The organism is Pseudoalteromonas phenolica (genome assembly GCF_005876835.1).
In the GTDB taxonomy this organism is placed as follows: domain Bacteria; phylum Pseudomonadota; class Gammaproteobacteria; order Enterobacterales; family Alteromonadaceae; genus Pseudoalteromonas; species Pseudoalteromonas phenolica_B.
In genome coordinates this window covers 399,158-423,320 of record NZ_PPSW01000007.1, presented here as the reverse complement: position 1 = coordinate 423,320, position 24,163 = coordinate 399,158, and the positions used below count along the sequence as shown (strand labels likewise).

Genomic DNA, 24,163 nt, shown 5'->3' with positions numbered 1-24,163 from the left:
AAGCAAGGTAATTGCGTTATTTGGTATTTAAAGAAGAAAAAGTGCCTACAAAACAGGCAAAAGAAAAATAATTTCAAAAAAATGCATTTTTTTTTATTTTTACGCTTGAATTCAAAAACACTGCCCCTATTTACTAGTCATCGAAACGAACAACGAATTTTGAAGTCGGAGAAGATTCATGGGTAAAATTATTGGAATCGATTTAGGTACTACTAACTCTTGTGTTGCAGTACTAGATGGTGATAGCGCACGCGTTATTGAAAATGCTGAGGGTGATCGTACAACCCCGTCAATCATTGCTTTCACTGAAGAAGGTGAAACATTAGTAGGTCAGCCAGCTAAACGCCAAGCGGTTACAAACCCTAAAAACACACTATTTGCAATCAAGCGTTTAATTGGTCGTCGCTTTGAAGACGAAGAAGTACAACGTGACATTGGCATCATGCCTTTCACTATTACTAAAGCAGACAATGGTGATGCATGGGTAGAAGTACGTGGTGAAAAACGTGCTGCACCTCAGATTTCAGCTGAAGTGCTTAAGAAAATGAAAAAGACAGCGGAAGACTTCTTAGGTGAAGAAGTAACTGAAGCTGTAATCACAGTACCAGCTTATTTCAACGATTCTCAGCGTCAAGCGACAAAAGATGCTGGCCGTATCGCGGGTCTTGAAGTTAAGCGTATCATCAATGAGCCAACTGCTGCAGCACTTGCATACGGTATGGACAAAAAACAAGGCGACAATGTTGTTGCTGTTTATGACCTTGGTGGTGGTACATTCGATATCTCAATCATTGAAATCGATGAAGTAGATGGCGAGCACACGTTTGAAGTACTTGCTACAAATGGTGACACGCACTTAGGTGGTGAAGACTTCGATAACCGTGTTATTAACTACCTAGTAGCTGAATTCCAAAAAGATCAAGGTATTGACCTTAAGAATGACCCGCTTGCAATGCAGCGTGTTAAAGAAGCTGCAGAAAAAGCGAAGATTGAACTTTCAAGTGCACAGCAAACTGAAGTTAACTTACCTTATGTGACAGCAAACGCGACTGGTCCTAAGCACATGAACGTAAAACTAACTCGCGCTAAGCTTGAGTCTTTAGTAGAAGATTTAGTAACTCAATCAATTGAGCCATTAAAGCGTGCACTTGCTGATGCAGATCTTTCTGTTAGCGACGTAAACGACATCATCCTTGTTGGTGGTCAAACACGTATGCCATTAGTTCAGAAGACAGTAACTGAATTCTTCGGTAAAGAGCCTCGTAAAGACGTAAACCCTGATGAAGCGGTTGCTGTAGGTGCTGCAGTTCAAGGTGGTGTATTAGCGGGTGACGTAAAAGATGTATTACTACTAGACGTTTGTCCTTTATCACTTGGTATTGAGACTATGGGTCAGGTAATGACTGCACTAATTGAGAAGAACACGACTATTCCTACTAAGAAGTCGCAAACGTTCTCAACTGCAGAAGACAACCAATCTGCAGTAACAATTCATGTGTTACAGGGTGAGCGTAAGCGTTCAAGTGACAACAAGTCTCTTGGTCAATTCAACCTTGAAGGTATTCGTCCTGCGCAGCGTGGTGTTCCACAGATTGAAGTTACTTTTGACGTTGATGCTGATGGTATCTTACATGTATCAGCGAAAGATAAAGACACTGGTAAAGAGCAAAAGATCACTATCCAAGCTTCATCTGGTCTAAACGACGATGAGATTGAGCAAATGGTTCGTGATGCTGAAGCGAATGCTGAAGAAGATAAGAAGTTCGAAGAACTTGTTGCTTCACGTAACCAAGCTGATGCAATGGTTCACGGTACTCGTAAGCAAATCGAAGAAGCAGGTGACGCATTACCAGCAGAAGACAAAACTGCAATCGAAGCCGCACTTTCTGAACTAGAAACTGCAATTAAAGGCGAAAGCAAAGAAGAAATCGATGCTAAAGTTCAAGCGCTAGCAGAGAAATCTCAGAAGCTTATGGAGATTGCTCAAGCAAATGCACAGGCGCAACAAGCACAAGGCGCTGACGCGGGTGCACAGCCGCAAGGTTCAGCTAAACAAGATGACGACGTAGTTGATGCAGAGTTTGAAGAAGTAAAAGACAACAAGTAATTGTTGAACTTCAAGGGCGCATTTAAAATGCGCCCTTAGTCTATTCAAAATCTGTAATAATAAATGTTCTGGTAGTTAAAACTACCCTTAACTGAGTAACAAAACTATGTCTAAACGTGATTATTATGAAGTGTTAGGTGTTGCAAAAGACGCCAGTGAACGTGACATAAAAAAAGCTTATAAACGCTTAGCAATGAAGTATCACCCAGATAGAACTGAGGGTGATGCGGATTTAGAAGCCAAGTTTAAAGAAGTAAAAGAAGCGTACGAAGTACTCACAGACAGTCAAAAACGTCAGATGTATGACCAATACGGCCACGCAGCGTTTGATCAAAATGGTGGTGGCGGCCATGGTGGCTTTGGCGGAGGCCATGGTGACTTTGGTGATATTTTCGGTGACGTATTCGGTGATATTTTTGGTGGCGGCGGTCGTCGTCAATCACGTCAACAACGTGGTTCAGACCTTCGTTACAATATGGAACTTAGCCTTGAAGAGGCTGTTCGTGGTAAAGAAGTTGAAATCAAGGTGCCAACTTGGGTAAGTTGTGAACCATGTGACGGAAGTGGTGCTAAAGCGGGCTCTAAACCTAAGACTTGTCCTACTTGTCATGGTGCGGGTCAAGTGCAAATGCGCCAAGGCTTCTTTGCTGTTCAGCAAACATGTCCAACGTGTCAAGGTACGGGCTCTGTTATTTCAGATCCTTGTAATAGCTGTCATGGCCAAGGGCGTGTTGAAAAGACGAAGACGTTATCAGTAAAAATTCCAGCTGGCGTTGATACTGGAGACCGTATTCGCCTTACCGGTGAAGGTGAAGCAGGCATGCATGGCGCGCCATCTGGTGACTTATATGTCCAGGTTTCTGTGCGCGAACATCCGATTTTCACACGTGATGGCAATAACTTGTATTGTGAAGTTCCTATTAGTTTCACTACAGCAGCTATTGGTGGCGAAATTGAAGTACCAACTTTAGATGGCCGGGCTAACCTTAAAATTCCAGCTGAAAGCCAAACAGGTAAGATGTTCCGCATGCGTGGCAAAGGTGTAAAATCTGTACGCAGCGGCTCAGTTGGAGACCTAATTTGTAAAGTAGTAATTGAAACACCAGTAAACTTAAATGACAGACAAAAAGAGCTGTTAAAAGAGTTAGAAGAGAGTATGGGTGCAGACAACGGTAAAAACAGACCGAAAGCACAAGGCTTCTTTGATGGTGTTAAGAAGTTCTTCGATGACTTAACAAAGTAAAATTTGTTGAACCAAAAACGGCGCGTAGCGCCGTTTTTCTTTTCTAATCTAAAATTAATAGATAGTCTTGTTCACCCTCACATCTACATGCTTGTGATTGACCATCCTTTTGACCAAATAAATTTCCTGATTTACAACCAAACAATTGGCATTTAGCCTCACAGGCCATTGCATCTCGCCATGTGACATACTCGTCATTCATGAAACTAAAAGCAGAAGTAACCGTCAGCATGCCTATGAAAAGGGTGAGTAATTTAAGCTTTGATTTAAGCCACATTTGACACCTCTTTTTTCATAAGTATTAGACTTTAGTCTAATACTAAAACGCCATTGTTCAAGTAAACAGTCATGTTATGTTGGAAATCAATTCTAGCTTTTTTTGAAAATCTAACGTCAATAGATAAGTACCTAAAATTATATGTTTTAGCTCTTAAAATGAGGAGTGACTGATTTTATAGACTAAAATTTAAGATAAAGTTTCTATCTCCTATTTGGTTTAATTTTTTTGTTGTTTTAATAACCAAAATTTGTAAGTTCAAATATTTATATTCAAAAATTTTCTAAGTTAGGCTTACACGTGTAAGCTTAACTATTTCAATGACTTAAACTACCATATGCAAAGGCATAGTAATTTTCTTGTTAAATTATTGCATAGAGTAATTGATCTAACGCGTTTTTTGTGCCGTAATGTAGGTATATTCAACTGGTCTGATGAGTTAGTTATGAGTTTAAGAACACAATTTAGAAAAGTATTACCAAGTATCTCAATTACAGAACAAGAAGCGCTAGACGCAGGTGATGTTTGGTTAGAAGGTTCAATCTACCAAGGTAAGCCTGACTTTAGTGCACTTCGTGCAGTACCTGAGGCGACACTTTCGGCAGAAGAGCAAGCTTTCATTGATGGTCCAGTGAAAGAGTTAATGGCTATGATTGATGATTCTGTTATTCAGAACAGTAAGCATCTACCTGAACATATTTTAGATTTCTTAAAGAAAGAACGCTTCTTCTCTTTGATCATTCCAAAATCTTACGGTGGCCGTGAGTTTAGCCCTTATGCTAATTCAACCATCGTAGGTACAATCGCGACTAAATCTTCAGCTGTAGCTGTAACTGTTATGGTGCCTAATTCATTAGGCCCGGGCGAGTTATTAATGCATTATGGTACTGAAGAGCAGCGTGCTCATTACTTACCACGTTTAGCGAATGGTACTGACATCCCGTGTTTTGCACTTACCAGCCCTGAAGCAGGTTCTGATGCCGGTGGTATACCAGATCAAGGTATCGTCACTAAGGGTACGCATAATGGTGAGGAAGTTCTGGGTTTAGAGATCACTTGGGACAAGCGTTACATCACTTTAGCCCCTATTGCGACAGTACTAGGTCTTGCATTCAAAGTATTTGATCCTGAAGGTCTATTAGGTGGTAAAGAAGAGCTTGGTATTACGTGTGCATTAATTCCAAAATCACACCCAGGTGTCGAGCTTGGTAATCGTCACGACCCTATGGGTATCCGTTTTTACAATGGTACAACACGCGGTAACAAAGTGTTCATTCCAATGGAATACATCATTGGTGGACAGAAAAACATTGGTCGTGGTTGGCAGATGCTTGTTAGTTGTCTTGGCGCCGGTCGTGGTATCTCGCTACCAGCTTTAGGTGTTTCAACAAGCCAGGTAGCACTTAAGTCAGCTTCAGAATATGCCGCTGTTCGTGAGCAGTTTGGTTTATCAATCGGTCAATTTGAAGGTATTCAAGAAAAGCTTGCTGACATTGCGGGTAAAACCTACCTTCAAGAGTCTATGCGTGTGTTAACCACGGAAGGTTTAGGCATGGGCCTGAAACCATCAGTTGTTACTGCAATCGCAAAATATCATATGACTGAAATTGGTCGTGATGTGCTTGACTCTGCAATGGATATTCTTGCTGGTAAAGCTATACAAAACGGTCCTCAGAATACACTAGCAAGCGGATATGTTGCTCAACCAATCGCAATCACTGTTGAAGGCGCAAACATTCTAACTCGCAACCTTATGATCTTTGGCCAGGGTGTTATGCGTTGTCACCCGCATCTTCAAGAAATGGTTGAAGCTATTCATAGCGAAGAAGCTGATGCCGATAAGAAATTTAATAAGAAATTCCGTCAAACTGTGGGTTACGGTATTTCGAATGGCTTACGTGCATTCGGCTTAGGTTTAATGCCATTTATGGCCGGCAGTCAGAGTTCATTGTCTGAAGTTAAGCCATATGAAAAAGCGGTTATGCAATTATCATCTCGTTTAGCTCTGTTTGCTGATTTCTCATTATTGGTACTAGGCGGAAAGTTAAAACAAGCTGAAATGTTGTCTGCGCGTCTTGGTGACGTAATGAGTTACCTTTACGCAGCTATGGCTTCAATTAAGTACTATGAGCAGAAAGTATCTGAGTCAGAGCGTGCACAAGCTGCCCCTTATTTCCATTATGCAACGCGCTGGGCATTACAAAATGCTGAAAACGCATTGCATAAATTCTTAGATAACTTCCCTGCAAGTTTTGCTCGTAAGTTCTTACGTGTGGCAACATTACAATTTAGCCACAGAATGGCAAAGATTGATGATAATTTAATTCGTGAGCTAGCGGCAGCCGCACAACAAGACACAGCGTTTAAGTCACAAATCACTAAGTTAGTTAAACCAACTGCTGGTGATGGTCACGACATTAATGAGCAGGCATATAAGGCGAAAATGGCTTGTCTTGATTTACTTAAAGTGCTTAAAAAATCACTTCGTTCGAAACAAGTAAAACCAGGTGTGCGTTTTGCTGACACATTAGATAATGCTTTAGCCGCAAATGTCATTACTAGCGAGCAATATGCCAAGTTAATTGATTACAACAAGAAACGTGAAAAAGCGATTCGAGTTGATGAGTTTGATTTCGACTTAAACCTTATTGATGATTGTCCGTTGAATGCTGAGATTCAGCAGGCCAGTTAACAATCGTGGAGTACAACGCCCAGCAATTAGCTGGGCGTTTTTATTTTAGGCGCGTACAATAAACTAAGTTTAATAGTATTTTAAAAGTTATTGCTTTGCGTACACGTCATTTAGAAAGGTACATACCTGAGCTTAAGCTCACAGATTTATCTATTTCACTTTGGAGTGGTTGTGGACAAATTCAATCAGGTTTCTTTAATTCACAGCCAGTGATAGTTAAACTCAGTGAAATTCCTGAAAACATAAATCACCAAGTCATTTCACAAACTGATTTTGCCAAAAAGAGAAAAGATAAGTCTTATCTGAACGAAATCAATTTTTACAACGACCCGACATGTCATACAGCTTTTGAGAAAGTAAGACCCTATTGTTACTTTGCCAAGAGAATAGGGGCTTTAAATGTTTTGATTTTAGAAGATTTTAAATCAAAGAGTTTTCAAAATATAGATGATCATAAACTTGAACATATCTATGCAGTTGTTAATTGGTTAGCCCAGTTTCACGCTCAAGGGCTTACCCTTATCAAATCAGAACCATTTCCATTAGGCGGATATTGGCATCTTGAAACAAGACCTGATGAGTTTGAAAAGATGGCATTCATTGATTTAAAATATCAGGCAATTTATTTGGCAGACTCACTTTATAAGGCTAGCTATAAGACGTTAATACATGGCGATTCTAAGTTAGCAAACTATGCATTTGATAAAAATTACAATGTACTTGGCTATGATTTCCAATATGTCGGCTCTGGTATTGGGTTACAAGATGTCATGTTATTTATGACCAGTGTGTTTAATGGTGAAGCGTGTGAAAAGTATGAAATATCTATTCTCAATTTATACTTTCAAAGCCTAAACAAAGCACTCTCTAATACCATGAGCAAAAAAGAGTATGAACTTTTAGAGCGTGAATGGCGTACTCTATGGCCAATAGTATGGTCTGATTTCTATCGTTTTTTAAATGGCTGGAAACCTGAACATAAAAAAATAACGCCATTCATGCAAAATAAGTTTTCAGAAGTTCTAAACAAGATATGATTTTTTCTTTTCTAAGTGCGCTTTGCTGGTCTTTATTTGATATTGCAAGAAAAGAGCTAGCCCAGCATGTTAATCCAAAGTTCTTGTCCCTTGCAATGAGTGTCAGTGTTCTGCCTTTGTTCTTCTTATTGTGGGGATTTCAAGGGTTTCAATTGCCGAGCAACTCTTATTATTTTCCTGCAACGATAAGTGGTGTTCTCGCTGCAATAGGCAGTGTTTGTTTTATGTTAGCTATATCAAAAGGCAAACTTGCAATTGTATTATCGATTACTGCTTGTACACCGTTTATCTCAGCTGTGTTCTCATTCTTTTTCTTTGACGAACTACTCTCTCAATTCGAGTGGTTAGGCATTGTGTTAGTTGTGCTTGCAACCATGCTCCTTGCTGGCACATCAATTAATACACGTGACAAATCAAGCTTGTATGCATTAATAACTGCAATTGCATGGGGCACCTGTATTGTTTTCGATAAACAAGCGTTAACCTTTGGCTCAAGCTCGTTCCATGGCATGTTTCTGACATCCATAATTATTGCTGTTTTGTCTATTAGTTTACGAATTGATTATCAATGGTGGACTTTACTTAAAAACTTTAAGTGGTGGCTTATTGCTGTAATGGTTTTTTTTGGTGCTGTATTTCTTCAATTTGCTGCGCTTGAATATCTAAACCCTGGTGTTGTAGAGGCCATTAAACGCGGAATTGGTATTGTACTCGCTGTGATTATCGGTCGCGTATTTTATCAAGAAACTCTGTCTCGCAAGCAAATAACGGGTGTTTGCTTAGTTTTGTCTGCAACTTATTTATTCATGTAAAGGGGCTTTACATACCGCTTTTTTATTTTTCTAGAAAACTTATAATGTCCACTCGATTATTCGGAGTTTATATGAAGTATTTAGTTCTATTGCTTTTGTCAGTCAGTATGTTCAGTTTTAGTTCTTCTGCACAGACAAGCGATTTATCTGTAACAATGAAAAACATAGGCCATGCTTATAAAAAGGCAGTTCGTTCAACTGACGATAAAGAAATAATCAGTCAAATAGATGAAATGATTATTTTGATTCAAAAAAGTAAAAAGGCTAATTTCAAAGCTGATTTAAAAGAACAATCAATCGAAGGATTAGATAAGGTCATCACAGTATTACAAGAATCAAAGCGCTTTATAGAAAAGGGTGAAATTGCTAAAGCTAAGTCGAAATTAAAGAAAGTTGATGTACTTCGAGAGAAATATCATGAGCTACACGAGCCACCAAGTGTTTGGGAGCTATTATTTGGATAGAGAAAAGCGGCATAAATGCCGCTTTTTTATTTTTTCTTTTTCTTCATACCTTGAACGGCTTTGAAGCGAGGGTTTGTTTTACAAATTACGAACACTCGACCACGACGTTTAACAACTTGGCAGCCTGGACGATTTTTTGCACTCTTTAAAGAGCTGAGTACTTTCATAAGTTTTCCTTTTATTTTTTGCTTGCAAGATTTTTGAAGCGACGATTGAATTGAGCAACACGACCATCAGAGGCTGTAATTTTTTGCTTACCTGTATAGAAAGGATGTGATTCACTTGAAACATCAATCGGTACATATGGGTAAGTTACGCCATCAATTTCGACTGTTCTATCAGATTTGATTGTCGAACCAACAATGAAGTATTTATCGATAGAAGTATCGTGAAATGCCACTTGTTCGTAATCAGGGTGAATATTAGGTTTCATAAAATGCTCTTTTGTTTTGTTATAATATCTCGCATGTTATTCTAAATGAAAACTATTTGCAAATGGGTTTTAGGTAAATTTGTCGATTTTGATGGTTTGTTGCGCAAACAAACACCTTGTCTCTAGCTATTCGTTGTAGGCCTGTTATAAATAAGGTGTAAGTTTTAAAGGGAAGCAACAATGGAAGAGCTAAATAATAACTTGGATAACACCGTGATTGATTCGCTCAAAAATAAAGATCACAGTGGCATTAACAAACAGCTTGATCAGTTGAGTTGTTCTCATAGTGACATCATTGAGTTACTTGCAGAATATGTTGTGTTAGCTGAACAAGATGATGAAAGCTTTGATGCTTGGTACGACGGTCTTTGCGAAGATAAATTAAAAGTATTAAAGGCATTTGAAATTATGAGAGCTCACTTAGAGTCGTGAGCTCATCTTACCGATAAATCATATTGCTTTATTAACCGCTCAATATAACGCTGTCGAATAAGCTGTTTTGGTAATAGTGGATTGTCTAGAGCAACTGAGTTATTAAGTTGTCTGAGTGCAACATGAAGGATTTTTCGTCTCTCCTCATCGAGTATGTCTAAGCTAAAATCTTCAGTTAAAAATGAAATAACATACTTAAATAGATCAATAGCAACGATTTCTTCTATCTTTCCTGTTAAACAGATTGCGCCGTATTTTCCTACTAAGAAATATTGCCAACTTGTTTGTATCGATTCTTCAAGATCTTCTGTAAATGATCCGATAAGTGCTTCAGGCAAGCCATGTACTAATTGAGTCAAAGCTTGCTGATACAGATTCCCAAAGTACATGAATGCTTGGCTTGAAGACTCTATATTATGCTTAATAAGTATTTGAGCCCAAGCTAGGTATCCTCTCGGGTAATATTCAATCTGCTCTGTATGCTCTGTGATCCCTAAGTAAGAATTGACTTGAAGTTTATTTTCTATAACGAAACTACTCGCTGGAAACAAACCTGACTCTTGCCACTCAAATAAGATATCTTCATTGACTCTCGCAGACTGGCATATTTCTATACTTTGATAAAAATTCTCATTGAAATGATTAAGTAAGCTCATAGTGATACTGGTTTAATATACAGTGTTTGTATTTAATCAGTAATACAACCAATTTACAAGTCATTCAGTCTAAAGAAAGCTCGGAACTGCTACTGTTTTATGTAAGAATATTGGCACTTGGAATAAGAAAACTTGTAAACATGCAGATTAACGAAAAACTACAACAAGCAAGCTTGATCACCGCGATAAAAACTCCTTACTTAGAATCTGGCGAAATCGATTTACTTGCCTACGACAAATTAGTCGAGCAACAAATTGAAGCGGGTGTCGACGGTATTATCGTAGGTGGTACAACTGGTGAAGGCCAATTAATGAATTGGGAAGAGCACCTAATGTTAATTGCGCACACTGTAAGTAAGTACAACCAACAAATTTTAGTGATCGGTAATACGGGCAGTAATAATACCCGTGAAGCTGTTAAAGCAACAGAATATGGTTTTGCAACGGGAATGGATGCTGCATTACAGATAAACCCTTACTATGGTCGCACTTCAGTTGAAGGTGTTGTTAAACACTTCGAAAAAGTGCTCGAGATTGGCCCAGCGTTTATTTACAACGTACCTGGAAGAACGGGGCAGGACTTAACACCAGATATCATTGAGCCTCTTTCGAAGCATGACAATTTTATTGGTGTTAAAGAGTGTGCGGGTAATGAGCGTATTGCTCACTATGAACAACAAGGTATTGCATGCTGGTCAGGTAATGACGATGAAGCACACGATGCAAGACATTTACATGGTGCACATGGTGTCATTTCAGTTACTTCTAATATTGTGCCTAAGCAGTTTAGAAGTTTGATGAATGAACGAAATGACGATCTGAACCAGTCATTGCAACCACTAATCTCTTGGTTATTCTGTGAACCTAACCCGATCGCAATAAACACGGCGCTTATGATGACAGGTGCAGTAAAGCCTATCTTCAGATTGCCTTACGTACCATTAAGTACATCTCAACAACAACAAGGCTTACAGTTAATTTCTGAACTAGCAACGGGTAGTTATGTTGGTAATTCACCAAGTTTACTAGACTCTGAGTCAATTATTCTTTGTTAGAACTCACTAATTGACGTATAATCTGCGGCCTTTTAATGATTGGCCGCAGGTTTTTGTTATGAATTTCAAATCTTTTAGTTTTTCTCCGCTTATTCTGCAAGCACTAGACGAATTAGAATTTCACACCCTTACACCAATTCAGCAAGCTGCTATCCCTGTTGTAAGAAAAGGGGATGATGTACTTGCTACAGCTCAAACTGGTACAGGTAAAACAGCCGCTTTTAGTTTGCCAATCATACAGAATATTTTTGAACATGCTGAACAACACCCTAGAGCTTTGATCATAGCGCCAACTCGTGAGTTAGCAGAACAAATTGCAAATAACTGCAAGCAATTTGCAAAATATACTGACCTTAATGTGGTTGCTTTATTTGGTGGTGTGAATACTGCTGGTCAAGAAGAACAATTGAACGCTGGCTGTGATATTTTGGTTGCAACACCAGGCAGGCTTCTTGATCACTTACGTCTGGGGAGTGTAAATCTGTCTCAGGTAAAGCATTTAGTGTTAGATGAAGCAGACAGACTACTCGATATGGGCTTTATTACTGACATCCAAAAAGTAATAGAGCTATGTCATGAAGATAAACAACAATTATTCTTCTCGGCAACTTTCCCAACGGCAATGAAACAGTTTGCACGTCAAGTTTTAAAGCACCCTAAGTTTGTGCAAGTCACACCTGAAAACACGACAGCAGAAACGGTAAGGCATATTGTTTATCCCGTTGAACAAGGTAGAAAGCAAGAGCTGCTTTCTGAGTTGATTGGTAAAAAGAATTGGCAACAAGTTCTTGTATTTGTGAACATGAAAGATGTTGCTGACGATATTGTTAAAGAGCTAAACCTTGATGGTATTCCTGCCACTGTGTGTCATGGCGATAAAAAGCAAGGTGCTAGACGTCGTGCTTTACGTGAGTTTAAAGAAGGCAAGGTTCGCGTATTAGTTGCCACTGAAGTTGCTGCGCGCGGAATTGATATTGAAGGTCTGCCTCGCGTGGTTAACTATGATCTTCCTTATCTTGCAGAAGATTACGTTCACCGTATTGGTAGAACAGGTCGTGCGGGTCAGCAGGGCCAAGCAATTTCATTCGTTGCACGTGAAGAAGAGCAAGTATTACTACATATTGAAGAATTAATTGGGCAGCAAATTAAGCGCTATTATTTACCTGGTTATGAAGTAAGTAGCCGTGAAAGTCTGATTAAAAACTTAACTAAAAAACCTTCACATCAACGTAGAAAGCCAAAAACTAACCGCCCTAGTAATCAGGCAAGTGGTGAAGCGAGAGCGAAAAACAGAGCGCGTATCGCGAATGTAAGAAAGCAGATTAAAGGTAAGTCTTTAAAGTTGAGTAAATAAATTCTTTTTAAGTAAAATATTCAAAAGGTTGCCAAGTGCAACCTTTTTTAGTTTTCTCTTCAATGATCAAATAGCATATGCCGAGAGGCTTATCTCTTCAATTTTACATGCTTGCTGTATTGCATCATCTCTTGCCATGGTTTTTAAATATCTATTTAGATTATTAAAGCTCAATGGGGGATTTTGAATTTCGTCGGCCCAAATACATAGCATAAATAAAACGTAATCACAGACTGTAATTGATTCACCAACTAAATAGGTATTGTCGTTGAGTTGTTTATCAATGATCTGTAATACATCTTTTAATCTTGTTTGTTGTGTTCTAACAATGTCATCGTAAATTAATGCGTTTTGTGTGTGTCTTTCTGGATAAAAGTAAGTCATCAGTTCAGTTTGAAGTGTACTAGTTAAATACATCAACCACTGATTGAAAATAGCCTTTTGTTTTATATCTGCAGGAATAAGAGATGCTTCGGGGTGTTTTTCTGCAAGGTATAAGCAAATTGCTGCGCTTTCAAATAGAACAAATTCATCATCAACCAAAGTTGGGATCCGTCCTGTCGGGTTGATTGATAAATATTGGGCTGACTTTTGAGCCAGTTTTTTTCTGTCTACAAGCTCTAGTTGATATGGCGCATTAATTGCTGTTAATACAAAATGAGGGGCAAGACTGGCATTACAAGGGTAGTAAAACAGAGTATACATACTTCACCTAAATAGTTAGAGTTTTTCGATAGCAGTGTCCTTTCAGTAAATGGTACTTGAAAAACCTAGGTGAGATAATCAGTTTAATCAAGAAAATGCTTCACATTACAAACAAAAACGGCAACCTGAGTTGCCGTTTAGTAGTATAAAATTTTGATTTAGCTAACGACTAGGGCGTATAGTAAATCGGCGAGTTAGGGCCTACAGGTAAGCCAAAGCCAAATACCCAGATGTAGAATAGTGCAACCCAACCAACAAAGAAGAACATACTGTACGGAAGCATGGTCGCTACTAGCGTACCGATACCCATATCTTTTTTGTACTTAGTCGCAACTGCGAGTATCAGACCAAAGTAACTCATCATAGGCGTGATCAAGTTAGTTACTGAGTCACCAATACGGTAAGCGGCTTGGATAGTTTCTGGCGCATAACCAATTAACATTAACATTGGTACGAAGATAGGAGCCGTCACAGCCCACTGAGCAGAAGATGAGCCTAAGCTTAAGTTTACTAATGCACACATAAAAATAAACAGTACAAATACTTCAGGGCCAGTTAAATTAAGCGCTTGAAGAAGTGCTGCGCCATTAATTGCTAAAATAGTACCAAGGTTCGTCCATTTAAAGAAAGCAACGAACTGAGCCGCAAAGAATACAAGTACAATGTACATACCCATAGAGCCCATTGACTTACTCATTGCGTCAATGACGTCACGGTCATTCTTCATGGTACCAACAACACGGCCATATACGAAGCCAGGGATTGCAAAGGTAACAAAGATGAATACTACGATACCTTTTAGGAATGGAGAACCTGCTACTTCACCAGTTTCAGGGTGACGTAGAATACCATTTTCAGGCACGATGGTTAATGCAAGAAGCGCAGACACTATAAGAAGTGATACACCAGCCCACTTCAAACCAGACTTTTCTTTCGCACTTAATTTTTCAATATTGTTTTCACTTAAGTCGATGCTTGCTTCGTCAGGGTTGTATTTGCCAAGACGCGGTTCAACAATCTTCTCTGTAACCAATGTACCAACAGTGGCAATTAGAAAAACTGAAATCATCATGAAGTACCAGTTCGCCTCAGGGCCGACTTCATAAGTTGGGTCAATCATCTGTGCAGCAGGTGTTGTAATACCGGCAAGTAAGGGATCGATTGTACCAAGTAGAAGGTTTGCACTATAGCCACCTGAAACACCGGCAAATGCCGCAGCTAAACCCGCAAGCGGGTGACGACCCAGGCTATGGAAAATCATTGCAGCAAGCGGAATTAAAACAACATAGCCTAATTCAGATGCTGTATTTGACAAGATTGCGGCGAAAACAACCATGAAAGTAACTAGGCGCTTTGAAGCACCCATCACCATACCGCGCATTGCAGCAGAAAGCATACCTGAGTGTTCTGCAACACTTACACCCAGAAGTGCAACCAACACAGTGCCTAACGGTGCGAAGCCTGTAAAGTTAGTTACAAGCCCTGTAACGATGCGCTGAAGACCTTCAGCACTTAACAGACTGACAACTTCGATGACCCCATCAGGATCACGTCCTTTAGCACCTTCAGGGCGAGGGTCAATGGCACTTAAGCCAAACCAATCTGCTATACCACTGAAAATAACAATGGCAATACAAAACATAGCAAATAGCGTGATAGGGTGGGGTAACAAATTACCTAAAAATTCAACAGTTGCTAAAAAGCGATTAAACAAACCCTGTGGTTTTTGTTCTGTTGATTGTTGATTTTCAGGCTTTGTCTCAACTGCGTTCGACATAATGAAAAATACTCAATACTAAAATTGCCGCATAACCTATCACTTTTTTAATTTGAAATCATTTTTTTACCGTTAATTCACAGTAAAAACAGGACAAACACCATGACGAAAACCTGACAATTTGGCAATATAGGCTCAACTAAACGTTTACCGTCTTTAATATGCATATTCACTTTCTCGGCACTTCATCAGGTGTACCTAGTCAAACTAGAAACACATCGTCCACAGCTATTTCATTTGATAAAACAAAATCATGGGTTATGGTTGATTGTGGCGAGGCAACACAGCATCAACTCTTAAAGTCTTCTCTCTCTTTTTTTCATTTAGATGTGATCTGTATTAGCCATGTACACGGTGATCATTGCTATGGTTTGCCCGGATTATTGTCGTCTATGGCGATGAATGGCAAAAAATCTGCTGTTCACCTAATCGCTCCCAAAGAAGTTATTGAATGGTTGCACGCAACTTTTCAGATGTCGGATACCAGACTCTCCTTTGATTTAATTACGCATGATATTAGTGAAATGGCAGGTTCATCTGATTTCAATTTTTGTGATATTGAAGTCATCCCCTTAAAGCACAGAGTTTCCAGCTTTGGTTTTAAGGTTTCTGAAAAACTGATCCCAAAAAAACTTAAAATTGAAAAGTTGACAAGAGAAGGCATTGAAAGTGGCCCACATTACAATAAATTGCAAAAAGGAGACGATGTTGTAGTGGGTTCAGAGCTACTTTTAAGTAAAGATTACACATTTCAAAGCTGGCAAACGCGTCGAGTCATTGTTTGCGGAGATAATGAAAGACCGGCTCTTGTCGCAGATTGGTGTTCTGATATTGATGTGTTAGTGCATGAGTCAACTTTTACACATAGTGACCTTCACAAGGTGGGTTTTCATACAGGCCATTCAGATGCGAAAAGAGTTGCAGAATTTGCGCAGCTTCAGCAAATCCCAACGCTAATTCTAACTCATTTTAGTGTCCGATATCATGGAGAGCATGGACTTGAAAGTTTAAGGCGTGAAGCTAAGCAATACTATTGTGATAATTTAATTCTTGCAGAAGATTTTTTTACTTTTTCAATAGAGAAAATAAAATTGCATTTAGAGAAATAATAATTTGGCTATATTAATAGCGCATCTTTCACTTTGATATATGCTTAAAACAGATACAATCTCGTTTAGTGAATATGCCTACTTTAAATATCAAAACACGTATTTTACTGTTTGTGGTAATTTTTGAAATATTGGCCTATTCGTCAATTGTACTTTTTAGTAACGTTTACTACAGCAGAGCGCTATCTAATGTAAAAGAACAAGAAATCATACAAACCTTTAAATCTAGCGCTAATAAAATAGACCACACAATCTCATTGATGGAACAAAGCGCCTACAACCTAGCACAACACGGCCTCTCTCTTTATCTTGAGCACAATAAGTCGCAATTTGAAAAAGCAGAATTAAAGCAGAAGTTTAGTACCATTTTAGAACAGCACTTTTCATTTTTTGAACTTGCCTTAGGTGGTGGTGTTTGGTTTGAACCTATGCAAATGTTCAAAGATACACAATATTTCGGACCTTATGTATATCGAGATAATAACCAAATAGTATTTAGCTGGGAGTTAAGTGGTGAGCAATATGATTACCATAGTCAAGATTGGTATCAGTTAGGAAAACAAGCTGCAGAAAATGCGCTTCCAGTTGTCTGGACTCATCCTTATGTTGACGAAGCAGGTAGCTTGGCTCCGATGATGACAGTCGACGCGCCTATTATTTTAACCAATGGCGATATGATTGGTATGGCAACAGTAGATTGGTCATTGGCTGCACTTACTGCATTTTTAGAAACAGTGAAGATTACTGATAACTCTTCACCACTGTTAATCCATAAAGCATCAAATAGAATTATCAGCTTTCCTTTAAAATCAGAGTTGGTGATGCAAACGACACCCGATGAAGCATGGGTTAAGCCACTGTATAGTAGCTCATCAAATACTAAGTTCAATACTTTTAAAAGCTTACCAATAAACGGTAAGCTGTATGACTTGTATTTTCTAGAGACAAAAAGCGGTTTTATATTGGGCTTTTTCAGCCCACATAAAGACATTGATAAAGAAGTGAGAGCGGTATCTCAAGTCACTTTATTGGGAGGTGCAATTATAGGTATCACTTTCATTGTCTTGATTATTTTTATCATGAAGCATCTTTTCAAGCCTTTTGATTTAGTGCTTAGTCAGATTAAAGGCTCTATAAAGCATACTGATAACGAAAAAGTAACCGTTCAAAACATTGTTTATGACGAGCAAAACGAATTCACGCCAATAATTACTGAGCTAAATTTTGTCTATCAGCAAGTCAACACACATATAGCAGAAATTAATCAAGCTAATACTGCGCTTACTAAGACACAGAGTGAGTTAGATAAGCTCAACATAGACCTAGAGCTTAAAGTCAAAACGCGTACAGATGAGCTTAATTACAAAACTGAAGAAGCGTTAAAGGCGCTTTCTGAATTGCAAACGATACAGAAAAAATTGATTGAACAAGAAAAGCATGCGTCACTCGGACGATTAGTTGCTGGGATAGCCCATGAAATTAATACTCCCGTTGGCGTTGCCATCACAGCCGCTTCATTTGTTGAAGATGAAGTGGTACATCTCGAAGAGAAGTTGCAATCATGTCAGTTAACAAAACACCAATTGATTAAAGTTATTTCTGATTTCAAAGAAGGCTGTTTTATTCTTAAAAGTAATTTACATAGAACTGCTGAATTGGTTGCCAGCTTTAAACAAGTCTCTGTAGACCAATCTTCTGAATTGCTACGCAAGATAGAGCTGAATGCCTATTTAGAAGATGTGATCCGTACTTTAAAGCCAAGGATTAAAAACTCGTCGCATAAGGTTCACCTTGAACCTAACCCGGTTGAAATAGAAGTGCTTTGTAGCCCAGGTGCGATAGCGCAAGTTATTACAAATATTATAGAAAACGCGCTAGTTCATGCATTTGGGAAACATGAGTCTGGTGAAGTTAATGTTTTACTGTCTCAATCAGGCAATGAAGTCAGTATTTTGATTTCAGACAATGGAAAAGGTATGCCTAGTGATGTGCTAGAGTGTATTTTTGATCCGTTTTTTACTACGAATAGAGAAAATGGTGGAAGTGGTTTAGGTATGCACTTGGTCTATAACATTATTTCTCAGCAATTAAACGGGACGATTAATTGTTCGAGTATTGTTGGAAAGGGAACTCAATTTATCATTAAGTTCCCACTAAACTCAACGAATTAACGAGCGTTTGTGCTTTCGAAGATTTTGTCAGCAGATGCAGCTACAAATCCAGTATATATTTCACCATCTGGTTTGTTGTAACGTAGTGCAAACTCATAGAAACAGCTTGGAATTGCAAACTCACCATCAGTGAATACAACATTTGCGTGATCGGCCAATGTAGATGATTGCTCTAACAGTACTTCTGGAGAACCTTTGATTTCGCCACCTGAAGCATTCAATTCAAAACCAGCATCTTTTAAAGATGTATTTACCGCTTCAATAGTCTCAAAGTTCGCTAAATGATTAATGCTTACAGTGAAGTGATTAGCACGATAGCCCCATGCAGACATCCATGCAGCATATTCACTTTCTTCAAGTAAAGCTTTGTAAATTTCATTACTTACTTGCCAATGTGTACCTGAGTATAAGAAATTGTCTGCAGTTACTGCATCTTCATCAATTTGGTCGACCATTTCTTTAACAATTTTCTGTAAAGACTCAGAACACTTTTCAACAAGTAATTCAGAGATAAATACTTTAGGTTTAGTTGGATCAGTATGCTCGAAGTGTTTTGCGTATAGTTTTTTTGCTTCGAAATGGTATTCACCACATTCTTTGTAACCAACCGCTAGAAAATGTGCCGCTAGCTTTTCTAAACCTACTTTTTCTATGTTGAAAGTACGAAGAGCAATATGATCATTGATAACGTCAGACTGTTGTGTAGAGCCTAGTAGGTCATGAACTTTAATTGCTGAAGGTGTAACTTCTAAATAGTTAGACCAAAGGTTATCAAATAGTGTGTCAACATTGTTGTGCATAATGGTTCCTTAATTTGACGGCTTAGCCGCTCAGTTTATGTATCGATTAAGCACGACACATAATCTCATACCAATTTTAATTAATTGTTTGCGTTTTATAGCGCAAAAATTCTTACTGTATCGCCATTTTTTAGGCTAAGAGCTTCAGCTTCTTCACGCGCAATCGTGAGTGATAGCGCTTGTTTGTCTAACAATACGTTATCTGTAAACACGGCTTTGAAATTAGTGAGTTTTTGATTTGAAATAGCATAGGTTTGTTCACCGTTAACAGAGTCGACAATATTTACAGGGACAATATAAGACTCTTGTACCGTTCTGATATTGTTTAACTTTGCCTCGATTGTTGGGCCAGCATCGAACAGATCAACATAACCTCTATGCTCAAATCCTTCTTTTTGAAGGAGTCTAAGTGCAGGCTTGGTTTTATCATGCACATGACCTATAACTCCTTGAGCCTCATCACTTAGTAAGTTCGTGTAAATAGGGTACTTAGGCATTAATTCGCTGATAAATACCTTGTCACCTAAACCTACTAAATGGTCTGCTTGAGGGAATTCAATCGAAAAGAAGTGTTCTTGCAGCCATTGCCAAAAAGGAGAATGGCCATGAGCGTCACTTACTCCGCGCATTTCTGCAATCACAGTATCACTGAAACGACTACTTTGATCTGCCATAAAAGCAAAACGAATACGGCTTAAAAATCGACCTGCAAGACCTTTACGGTATTGTTCGCGTAAAAACAAAGTACAGATTTCAGAGCAACCCGTGTAGTCATTACACATACTCAATATTTCAACCGTGTTATACACGTTTAATGTACTTGAATGGTGAACCGTTTTACCCAGGTGATAGTGGTAAAGAGGGACTTGTGTTCCAACCGCTGCTTCAATCGCTGTTGTGCCAACAATTTCATTAGTCTTTGTATCTTCTAATACAAACAAATAGCCTTCATCAAAAGGTGTTTCAACATGTTTTGAGAAACTATTTTCAGAACGCGAAATTTTATCTTGCAGTAAGTTGTCATCAACAGGCAAAGACGTGAAGCCATGACCAGACTCTATTGCAATTTGCTTTAAAGCTGCAAAGTCAGTGTTTTTTATTGGTCTTAAGATTTGCATATTAAAGTGAGGGGCCAATTGGCCCCAATCCTATTTTAGCCGTTTACAACATCAGCAACTGCAAGCTCAAAACGAGCAAGACCTGCTTTAATATCGTCTTCTTCGATGACAAGTGACGGCGTGAAGCGAACGACATTAGTACCAGCTACAAGTGTCATTAGTCCATGTTTCATACTTGCAACTAAGAAGTCTCTAGCACGACCTTCAAACTGTGCATTTAGAACCGCACCTAAAAGTAGGCCTTTACCGCGGATTTCACTGAATACATTGTATTTTGTGTTGATAGCCTCTAGCAGCTCGCGGAACATCGCTTCCTTTTGTTGAACACCAGCTAGAACAGACTCGGTATTTACTGTGTCAAAAGCCGCTTCAGCGACAGCACATGCTAACGGGTTACCGCCATAGGTTGAACCGTGAGTACCAATTTTAAGGTGTTTAGCGATATCAGTCGTCGTGATCATTGCACCAATTGGGAAACCACCGCCAAGTGCTTTTGCAGTTGTTAAAATATCAGGTGTTACATTTAAACCCTGGTATGCATAAAGATGACCTGTACGTCCTACGCCAGTTTGCACTTCATCGAAAATTAGCAATGCATTGTGCTGATCACATAATGCTCTTACACCTTCAGCAAATTCTTGCGTCGGAGCGATAATACCGCCTTCACCTTGAAGCGGTTCCATCATAACTGCACATGTATTGTCATCCATTAGTGACTTTAATGTTTCTAAATCGTTGTAATCACAATGCACGATATCAGCAGGTTTAGGGCCAAAGCCATCAGAGTATGCTGCTTGACCACCTACTGTCACAGTGAAGAAAGTACGACCGTGGAAGCCTTTATTGAAGGCAATAATTTTAGATTTGTGCTCACCATAGTTATCAAGTGCAAAGCGGCGAGCAAGTTTGAGTGCAGCTTCGTTTGCTTCTGCGCCTGAGTTTGCAAAATAAACTTTATCAGCAAATGTTGCATCAGTGATTTTTTTAGCAAGTCGAAGTGCAGGCTCATTGGTCATTACATTTGACAAATGCCAAATTTTTTCGCCTTGTTCTTTTAGTGCATTTACAAGATTCGGGTGACTATGACCTAAACAATTTACTGCGATGCCACCTGCGAAATCGATGTATTCATCACCTTTTTGATCCCACACTCGTGATCCTTTACCTTTAACAGGAATAACTTCTGAAGGGTTGTAGTTTGGCACCATGACGTGGTCAAAAAGTTCGCGGTTTACTTGCATAATACTGCCTCTAAAACATGTGTTTAATAATTGTTCTTTACTATCGCTTGATAGTTTTCTTAATTATCACTCTGATATAGTGAAATTTGCAGTGCAATATTTTTCAAATTGATAGATAATTTTATCAGTTTAACCAAGTGAATGGTCATTATGATAAAAGCACAAGATGAAAAGTTGATAGCTCTGTTAAGAGCGAATGCAAGAACGAGCATTTCAGATTTGGCACGAATGCTTGATCAGTCGCGATCAACAGTCCAGAACAGGCTTCTTAAGCTTGAACAAGCTGGGATAATCAAAGGTTATAGTGTTGAATTTGGAGAAGAGTATTTAGAAGGGCTCGTTTCTGCACATGTTTCTATAAAGGTAAAGCAGAAGCTAACCACACAAACAACGGTTGCCTTAAAGCATCATAATAACGTAACAGCCTTATATGCAATCAGTGGTGAATACGACATGATTGCCATTGTTGAAGCACAAAGTCTCCAGCAACTCAGTAGCATACTCGATGACATCGGTGACTTAGATGGAGTAGAGAGGACTAATTCATCTGTCATTCTAGAGACCAAGTTTAAACGTTAAACGTTCAGATTAACAAAAGGCAATAACTTGAAGTGGTACAGTAAAGAAAATTACCTGAGTTTAGTTCTTTTGTACTTCAGGTAACCAAACACTCGTTCCAGTTGTTGCTATATGGTTCACATTGCCAGTTAACACTTTTGAGCCAACATTATAAGAGGTTTCTGGTCTACTGACTAAGTAGCCTTGAACACACCGAATACCCAGGTTTTTAACTAATTCAAACTGTTCGATTTGTTCAACGCCTTCAGCAACAATTTTTAACCCAAGTTGATGGCCTAACTCACTAATAGAGTTCAAAATTTTAAGGTACTTTGGATTTTCATTGGCTTGGGTAATGAAAAGCCTGTCTATCTTAATAACATCAATAGGTAAATCGGCAAGTGTACTCAACGAACTAAAGCCTGTACCAAAGTCATCAATTGCAACACTCACACCAGCCTTACGACAAGACTCTAATTGCTGAATTATATCTTCGCTGGCAGTAATAAGTGTTGATTCTGTAATCTCTAGCATCAAGGAGCTAGCAGGAAGTCCTGTTTTATTAAGTGCATCCGTTACCCAATTATAAATGTCTCTATGCTTAAGTTGAATACCAGATACATTGACTGATATTTTGACTTTCTTCATGCCAGCATTGTGCCAAGCTGACATTTGCCTACATGATTCAAGCAAAATCCAATCTCCTAGCTCTAAGATAAGATTAGATTCTTCTGCAATCGGTATAAACTCAGAAGGCGGAATAAGTCCTTCTATAGGGTGCTGCCACCTGATTAATGCCTCAAAGTAATCAATGGCACAATCTTCAACATGTACAATCGGTTGAAATGACATATGGAAACTGTTTGAGCTAATTGCGAGTCGCAGCTCTTCAAGCAGATAGTGGTATCTGCGCATTTTATTTCCCATTTCTGGAGAATAAACTCTGAAGATACCTCGACCATCAGTCTTCGCTCTGTACATGGCAACATCTGACATTTGTAATAATGCATGCGGTTGCGATGCGCTTTCCGGGTACGAGGCAATACCAATACTGGCGCCAATTTTCACCAGTTTGTTACCAAGCACAAAATCGCGTTCTATCTCTGTCAAAACTGCTTGGGCGAGCTCAGTGCAAAATGCAGGATCTCTAATATCAGGCACAAAAACTGAGAATTCATCTCCACCCAGTCTAGATAAGTTTTTATCAATGCCATTTTGAGGGTGAAGGTCCTGGATCTTAAATTGACGAACTATATCTTTAAGGCGATTGGCAACTTGTATTAAAATTTCATCACCGAAGCTATGACCAAAAGAATCATTTACTTGCTTAAAGCCGTCTAAGTCGATAAATAAAAGCCCACACCTAAGTTTGTTTTGCTCTGCAAGTTTAAGCTGCTTCTCTAGGTGCTCTATATAAGCATGTCTATCGATTAATTGCGTGAGTTTATCTTGATAAACATGGTGGTCTGTTTGTTGCTGAATTTCACCAACTTGTTCATGTATTAAATTTATTGCATGTCTGATTTGAGTTACAGAAGATCCATACTTCAGGCTCTTTTCATCAACCTCAAAACGTTTTAACAACTTTTGTACGTCTTTATTGATCTCATCTAAGGCCACTTTTTGACGTTGAAGGTTTCTTTGAGCTCTGACTAGGCTACTTAGAGATATGACTATAAGTAAAATGGAGATTAAGGCATAGGGTGAAAGTATGCTTTGGATAAAAGCATGTTTTGCTTTGATTGCGAGTAGCTCACCTTTATTTCGCGTTAAGACGTATACAGTGTTGTCCAATTCGATGAATTCATGAGATGGCAACATAAATCTAAACCAGGCTGAAGAAGGCGTGATATTTGATGCCGAACTAAGCTTAGTTACGTTAACTTGCTCTTCGTTAACTATATCAATAAGAGACTTGGTGAATAAAAAGTTGAATATAAAACCCAACAAGATCACACAGAGAATGAGTAGTCCTTGTAATTTAAGCTTTTTTAACATATTAGCTGGTTCCAGCAATTCCCATGCGGAGAAACAATTTCAAACTTAAGTTTTATCATATTTATGACATTTTATGAAAGTAAGATTTTAAATTTAGCAATAAACTGAATAGCTATGAGTAAAA

22 protein-coding genes are annotated in these 24,163 nt (G+C 38.7%); 12 read left to right on the top strand and 10 right to left on the bottom strand.

Going from position 1 to position 24,163, the window contains the following annotated elements; genetic code table 11:
* Nucleotides 1-178 precede the first annotated feature (178 nt).
* Both dnaK and dnaJ read left to right on the top strand, forming a co-directional pair.
* The gene (gene dnaK, locus C1E24_RS05570) at nucleotides 179-2,107 is read left to right on the top strand and encodes a molecular chaperone DnaK (RefSeq protein ID WP_138479506.1); all 1,929 of its coding nucleotides are present in this window, start codon (nucleotides 179-181) and stop codon (nucleotides 2,105-2,107) included.
* 106 nt (nucleotides 2,108-2,213) lie between these two features.
* On the top strand, nucleotides 2,214-3,350 hold the full coding sequence (dnaJ, locus tag C1E24_RS05565; protein WP_138479504.1) for a molecular chaperone DnaJ: 1,137 nt from the start codon (nucleotides 2,214-2,216) through the stop codon (nucleotides 3,348-3,350).
* 43 nt (nucleotides 3,351-3,393) lie between these two features.
* Here dnaJ and C1E24_RS05560 read toward each other — a convergent pair whose 3' ends face one another.
* Complete coding sequence (locus C1E24_RS05560; protein WP_138479502.1) at nucleotides 3,394-3,627, bottom strand: hypothetical protein; 234 nt, start codon at nucleotides 3,625-3,627, stop codon at nucleotides 3,394-3,396.
* A gap of 445 nt (nucleotides 3,628-4,072) precedes the next feature.
* Here C1E24_RS05560 and C1E24_RS05555 point away from each other — a divergent pair, with 445 nt between their 5' ends.
* The 4 genes from C1E24_RS05555 (at nucleotide 4,073) to C1E24_RS05540 (ending at nucleotide 8,632) form a co-directional block, all read left to right on the top strand.
* Nucleotides 4,073-6,319: an acyl-CoA dehydrogenase gene (locus C1E24_RS05555; RefSeq protein WP_138479500.1), complete on the top strand. Its 2,247-nt coding sequence runs from the start codon at nucleotides 4,073-4,075 to the stop codon at nucleotides 6,317-6,319.
* Nucleotides 6,320-6,414: 95 nt separating this feature from the next.
* Nucleotides 6,415-7,356, top strand: coding sequence for a kinase (locus C1E24_RS05550; protein ID WP_138479498.1), 942 nt, complete (start codon nucleotides 6,415-6,417; stop codon nucleotides 7,354-7,356).
* A complete protein-coding gene (locus tag C1E24_RS05545; RefSeq protein ID WP_138479495.1) occupies nucleotides 7,353-8,168 on the top strand; it encodes an SMR family transporter in 816 nt (271 codons plus the stop codon). Before C1E24_RS05550 ends, C1E24_RS05545 begins: the two co-directional genes overlap by 4 nt.
* Nucleotides 8,169-8,239: 71 nt before the next feature.
* Nucleotides 8,240-8,632: a cytochrome b562 gene (locus C1E24_RS05540; RefSeq protein WP_138479493.1), complete on the top strand. Its 393-nt coding sequence runs from the start codon at nucleotides 8,240-8,242 to the stop codon at nucleotides 8,630-8,632.
* A gap of 26 nt (nucleotides 8,633-8,658) precedes the next feature.
* Here C1E24_RS05540 and ykgO read toward each other — a convergent pair whose 3' ends face one another.
* The gene (gene ykgO / locus C1E24_RS05535; protein WP_138479491.1) at nucleotides 8,659-8,799 is read right to left on the bottom strand and encodes a type B 50S ribosomal protein L36; all 141 of its coding nucleotides are present in this window, start codon (nucleotides 8,797-8,799) and stop codon (nucleotides 8,659-8,661) included.
* Nucleotides 8,800-8,810: 11 nt separating this feature from the next.
* The gene (locus C1E24_RS05530) at nucleotides 8,811-9,065 is read right to left on the bottom strand and encodes a type B 50S ribosomal protein L31 (RefSeq protein ID WP_138479489.1); all 255 of its coding nucleotides are present in this window, start codon (nucleotides 9,063-9,065) and stop codon (nucleotides 8,811-8,813) included.
* Between the two features lie 180 nt (nucleotides 9,066-9,245).
* Here C1E24_RS05530 and C1E24_RS05525 point away from each other — a divergent pair, with 180 nt between their 5' ends.
* Nucleotides 9,246-9,497 (top strand): hypothetical protein, encoded by a 252-nt coding sequence (locus C1E24_RS05525; RefSeq protein ID WP_138479487.1) that lies wholly within the window; start codon nucleotides 9,246-9,248, stop codon nucleotides 9,495-9,497.
* A gap of 2 nt (nucleotides 9,498-9,499) precedes the next feature.
* Here C1E24_RS05525 and C1E24_RS05520 read toward each other — a convergent pair whose 3' ends face one another.
* On the bottom strand, nucleotides 9,500-10,153 hold the full coding sequence (locus C1E24_RS05520; protein WP_138479485.1) for a DUF6058 family natural product biosynthesis protein: 654 nt from the start codon (nucleotides 10,151-10,153) through the stop codon (nucleotides 9,500-9,502).
* A gap of 140 nt (nucleotides 10,154-10,293) precedes the next feature.
* On the opposite strand from C1E24_RS05520, the gene dapA reads away from it, so the two are divergent.
* Nucleotides 10,294-11,208, top strand: coding sequence for a 4-hydroxy-tetrahydrodipicolinate synthase (dapA, locus tag C1E24_RS05515; RefSeq protein WP_138479483.1), 915 nt, complete (start codon nucleotides 10,294-10,296; stop codon nucleotides 11,206-11,208).
* Between the two features lie 58 nt (nucleotides 11,209-11,266).
* Nucleotides 11,267-12,562 (top strand): DEAD/DEAH box helicase, encoded by a 1,296-nt coding sequence (locus C1E24_RS05510; RefSeq protein ID WP_138479481.1) that lies wholly within the window; start codon nucleotides 11,267-11,269, stop codon nucleotides 12,560-12,562.
* A 66-nt stretch (nucleotides 12,563-12,628) separates the two neighbouring features.
* Here the strand turns inward: C1E24_RS05510 and C1E24_RS05505 are convergent, their stop codons facing one another.
* Nucleotides 12,629-13,267: a glutathione S-transferase family protein gene (locus C1E24_RS05505; protein WP_138479479.1), complete on the bottom strand. Its 639-nt coding sequence runs from the start codon at nucleotides 13,265-13,267 to the stop codon at nucleotides 12,629-12,631.
* 169 nt (nucleotides 13,268-13,436) lie between these two features.
* On the bottom strand, nucleotides 13,437-15,044 hold the full coding sequence (locus C1E24_RS05500) for an AbgT family transporter (RefSeq protein ID WP_138479477.1): 1,608 nt from the start codon (nucleotides 15,042-15,044) through the stop codon (nucleotides 13,437-13,439).
* 161 nt (nucleotides 15,045-15,205) lie between these two features.
* Here C1E24_RS05500 and C1E24_RS05495 point away from each other — a divergent pair, with 161 nt between their 5' ends.
* A complete protein-coding gene (locus C1E24_RS05495; RefSeq protein WP_138479475.1) occupies nucleotides 15,206-16,153 on the top strand; it encodes a ribonuclease Z in 948 nt (315 codons plus the stop codon).
* A gap of 74 nt (nucleotides 16,154-16,227) precedes the next feature.
* Nucleotides 16,228-18,324, top strand: a complete 2,097-nt coding sequence (locus C1E24_RS05490; protein ID WP_138479473.1) for a sensor histidine kinase — start codon at nucleotides 16,228-16,230, stop codon at nucleotides 18,322-18,324.
* Here the strand turns inward: C1E24_RS05490 and C1E24_RS05485 are convergent.
* The 3 genes from C1E24_RS05485 to C1E24_RS05475 all read right to left on the bottom strand — a co-directional run bounded on the left by C1E24_RS05485 (nucleotide 18,321) and on the right by C1E24_RS05475 (nucleotide 21,483).
* Complete coding sequence (locus C1E24_RS05485) at nucleotides 18,321-19,124, bottom strand: DUF1338 domain-containing protein (protein ID WP_138479471.1); 804 nt, start codon at nucleotides 19,122-19,124, stop codon at nucleotides 18,321-18,323. The two genes, C1E24_RS05490 and C1E24_RS05485, sit on opposite strands and share 4 nt — an antisense overlap.
* A gap of 95 nt (nucleotides 19,125-19,219) precedes the next feature.
* Complete coding sequence (astA, locus tag C1E24_RS05480; RefSeq protein WP_138479469.1) at nucleotides 19,220-20,242, bottom strand: arginine N-succinyltransferase; 1,023 nt, start codon at nucleotides 20,240-20,242, stop codon at nucleotides 19,220-19,222.
* Nucleotides 20,243-20,277: 35 nt separating this feature from the next.
* Nucleotides 20,278-21,483 carry an aspartate aminotransferase family protein gene (locus C1E24_RS05475; protein WP_138479467.1) on the bottom strand — a complete coding sequence of 402 codons (1,206 nt, stop codon included), beginning with the start codon at nucleotides 21,481-21,483 and terminating at the stop codon, nucleotides 20,278-20,280.
* A gap of 150 nt (nucleotides 21,484-21,633) precedes the next feature.
* Between C1E24_RS05475 and C1E24_RS05470 the strand changes: the two genes are divergently transcribed.
* Nucleotides 21,634-22,062, top strand: coding sequence for an Lrp/AsnC family transcriptional regulator (locus C1E24_RS05470; RefSeq protein WP_138479465.1), 429 nt, complete (start codon nucleotides 21,634-21,636; stop codon nucleotides 22,060-22,062).
* A gap of 60 nt (nucleotides 22,063-22,122) precedes the next feature.
* Here the strand turns inward: C1E24_RS05470 and C1E24_RS05465 are convergent, their stop codons facing one another.
* Nucleotides 22,123-24,039, bottom strand: a complete 1,917-nt coding sequence (locus tag C1E24_RS05465) for a putative bifunctional diguanylate cyclase/phosphodiesterase (RefSeq protein ID WP_138479463.1) — start codon at nucleotides 24,037-24,039, stop codon at nucleotides 22,123-22,125.
* Nucleotides 24,040-24,163 lie beyond the last annotated feature (124 nt).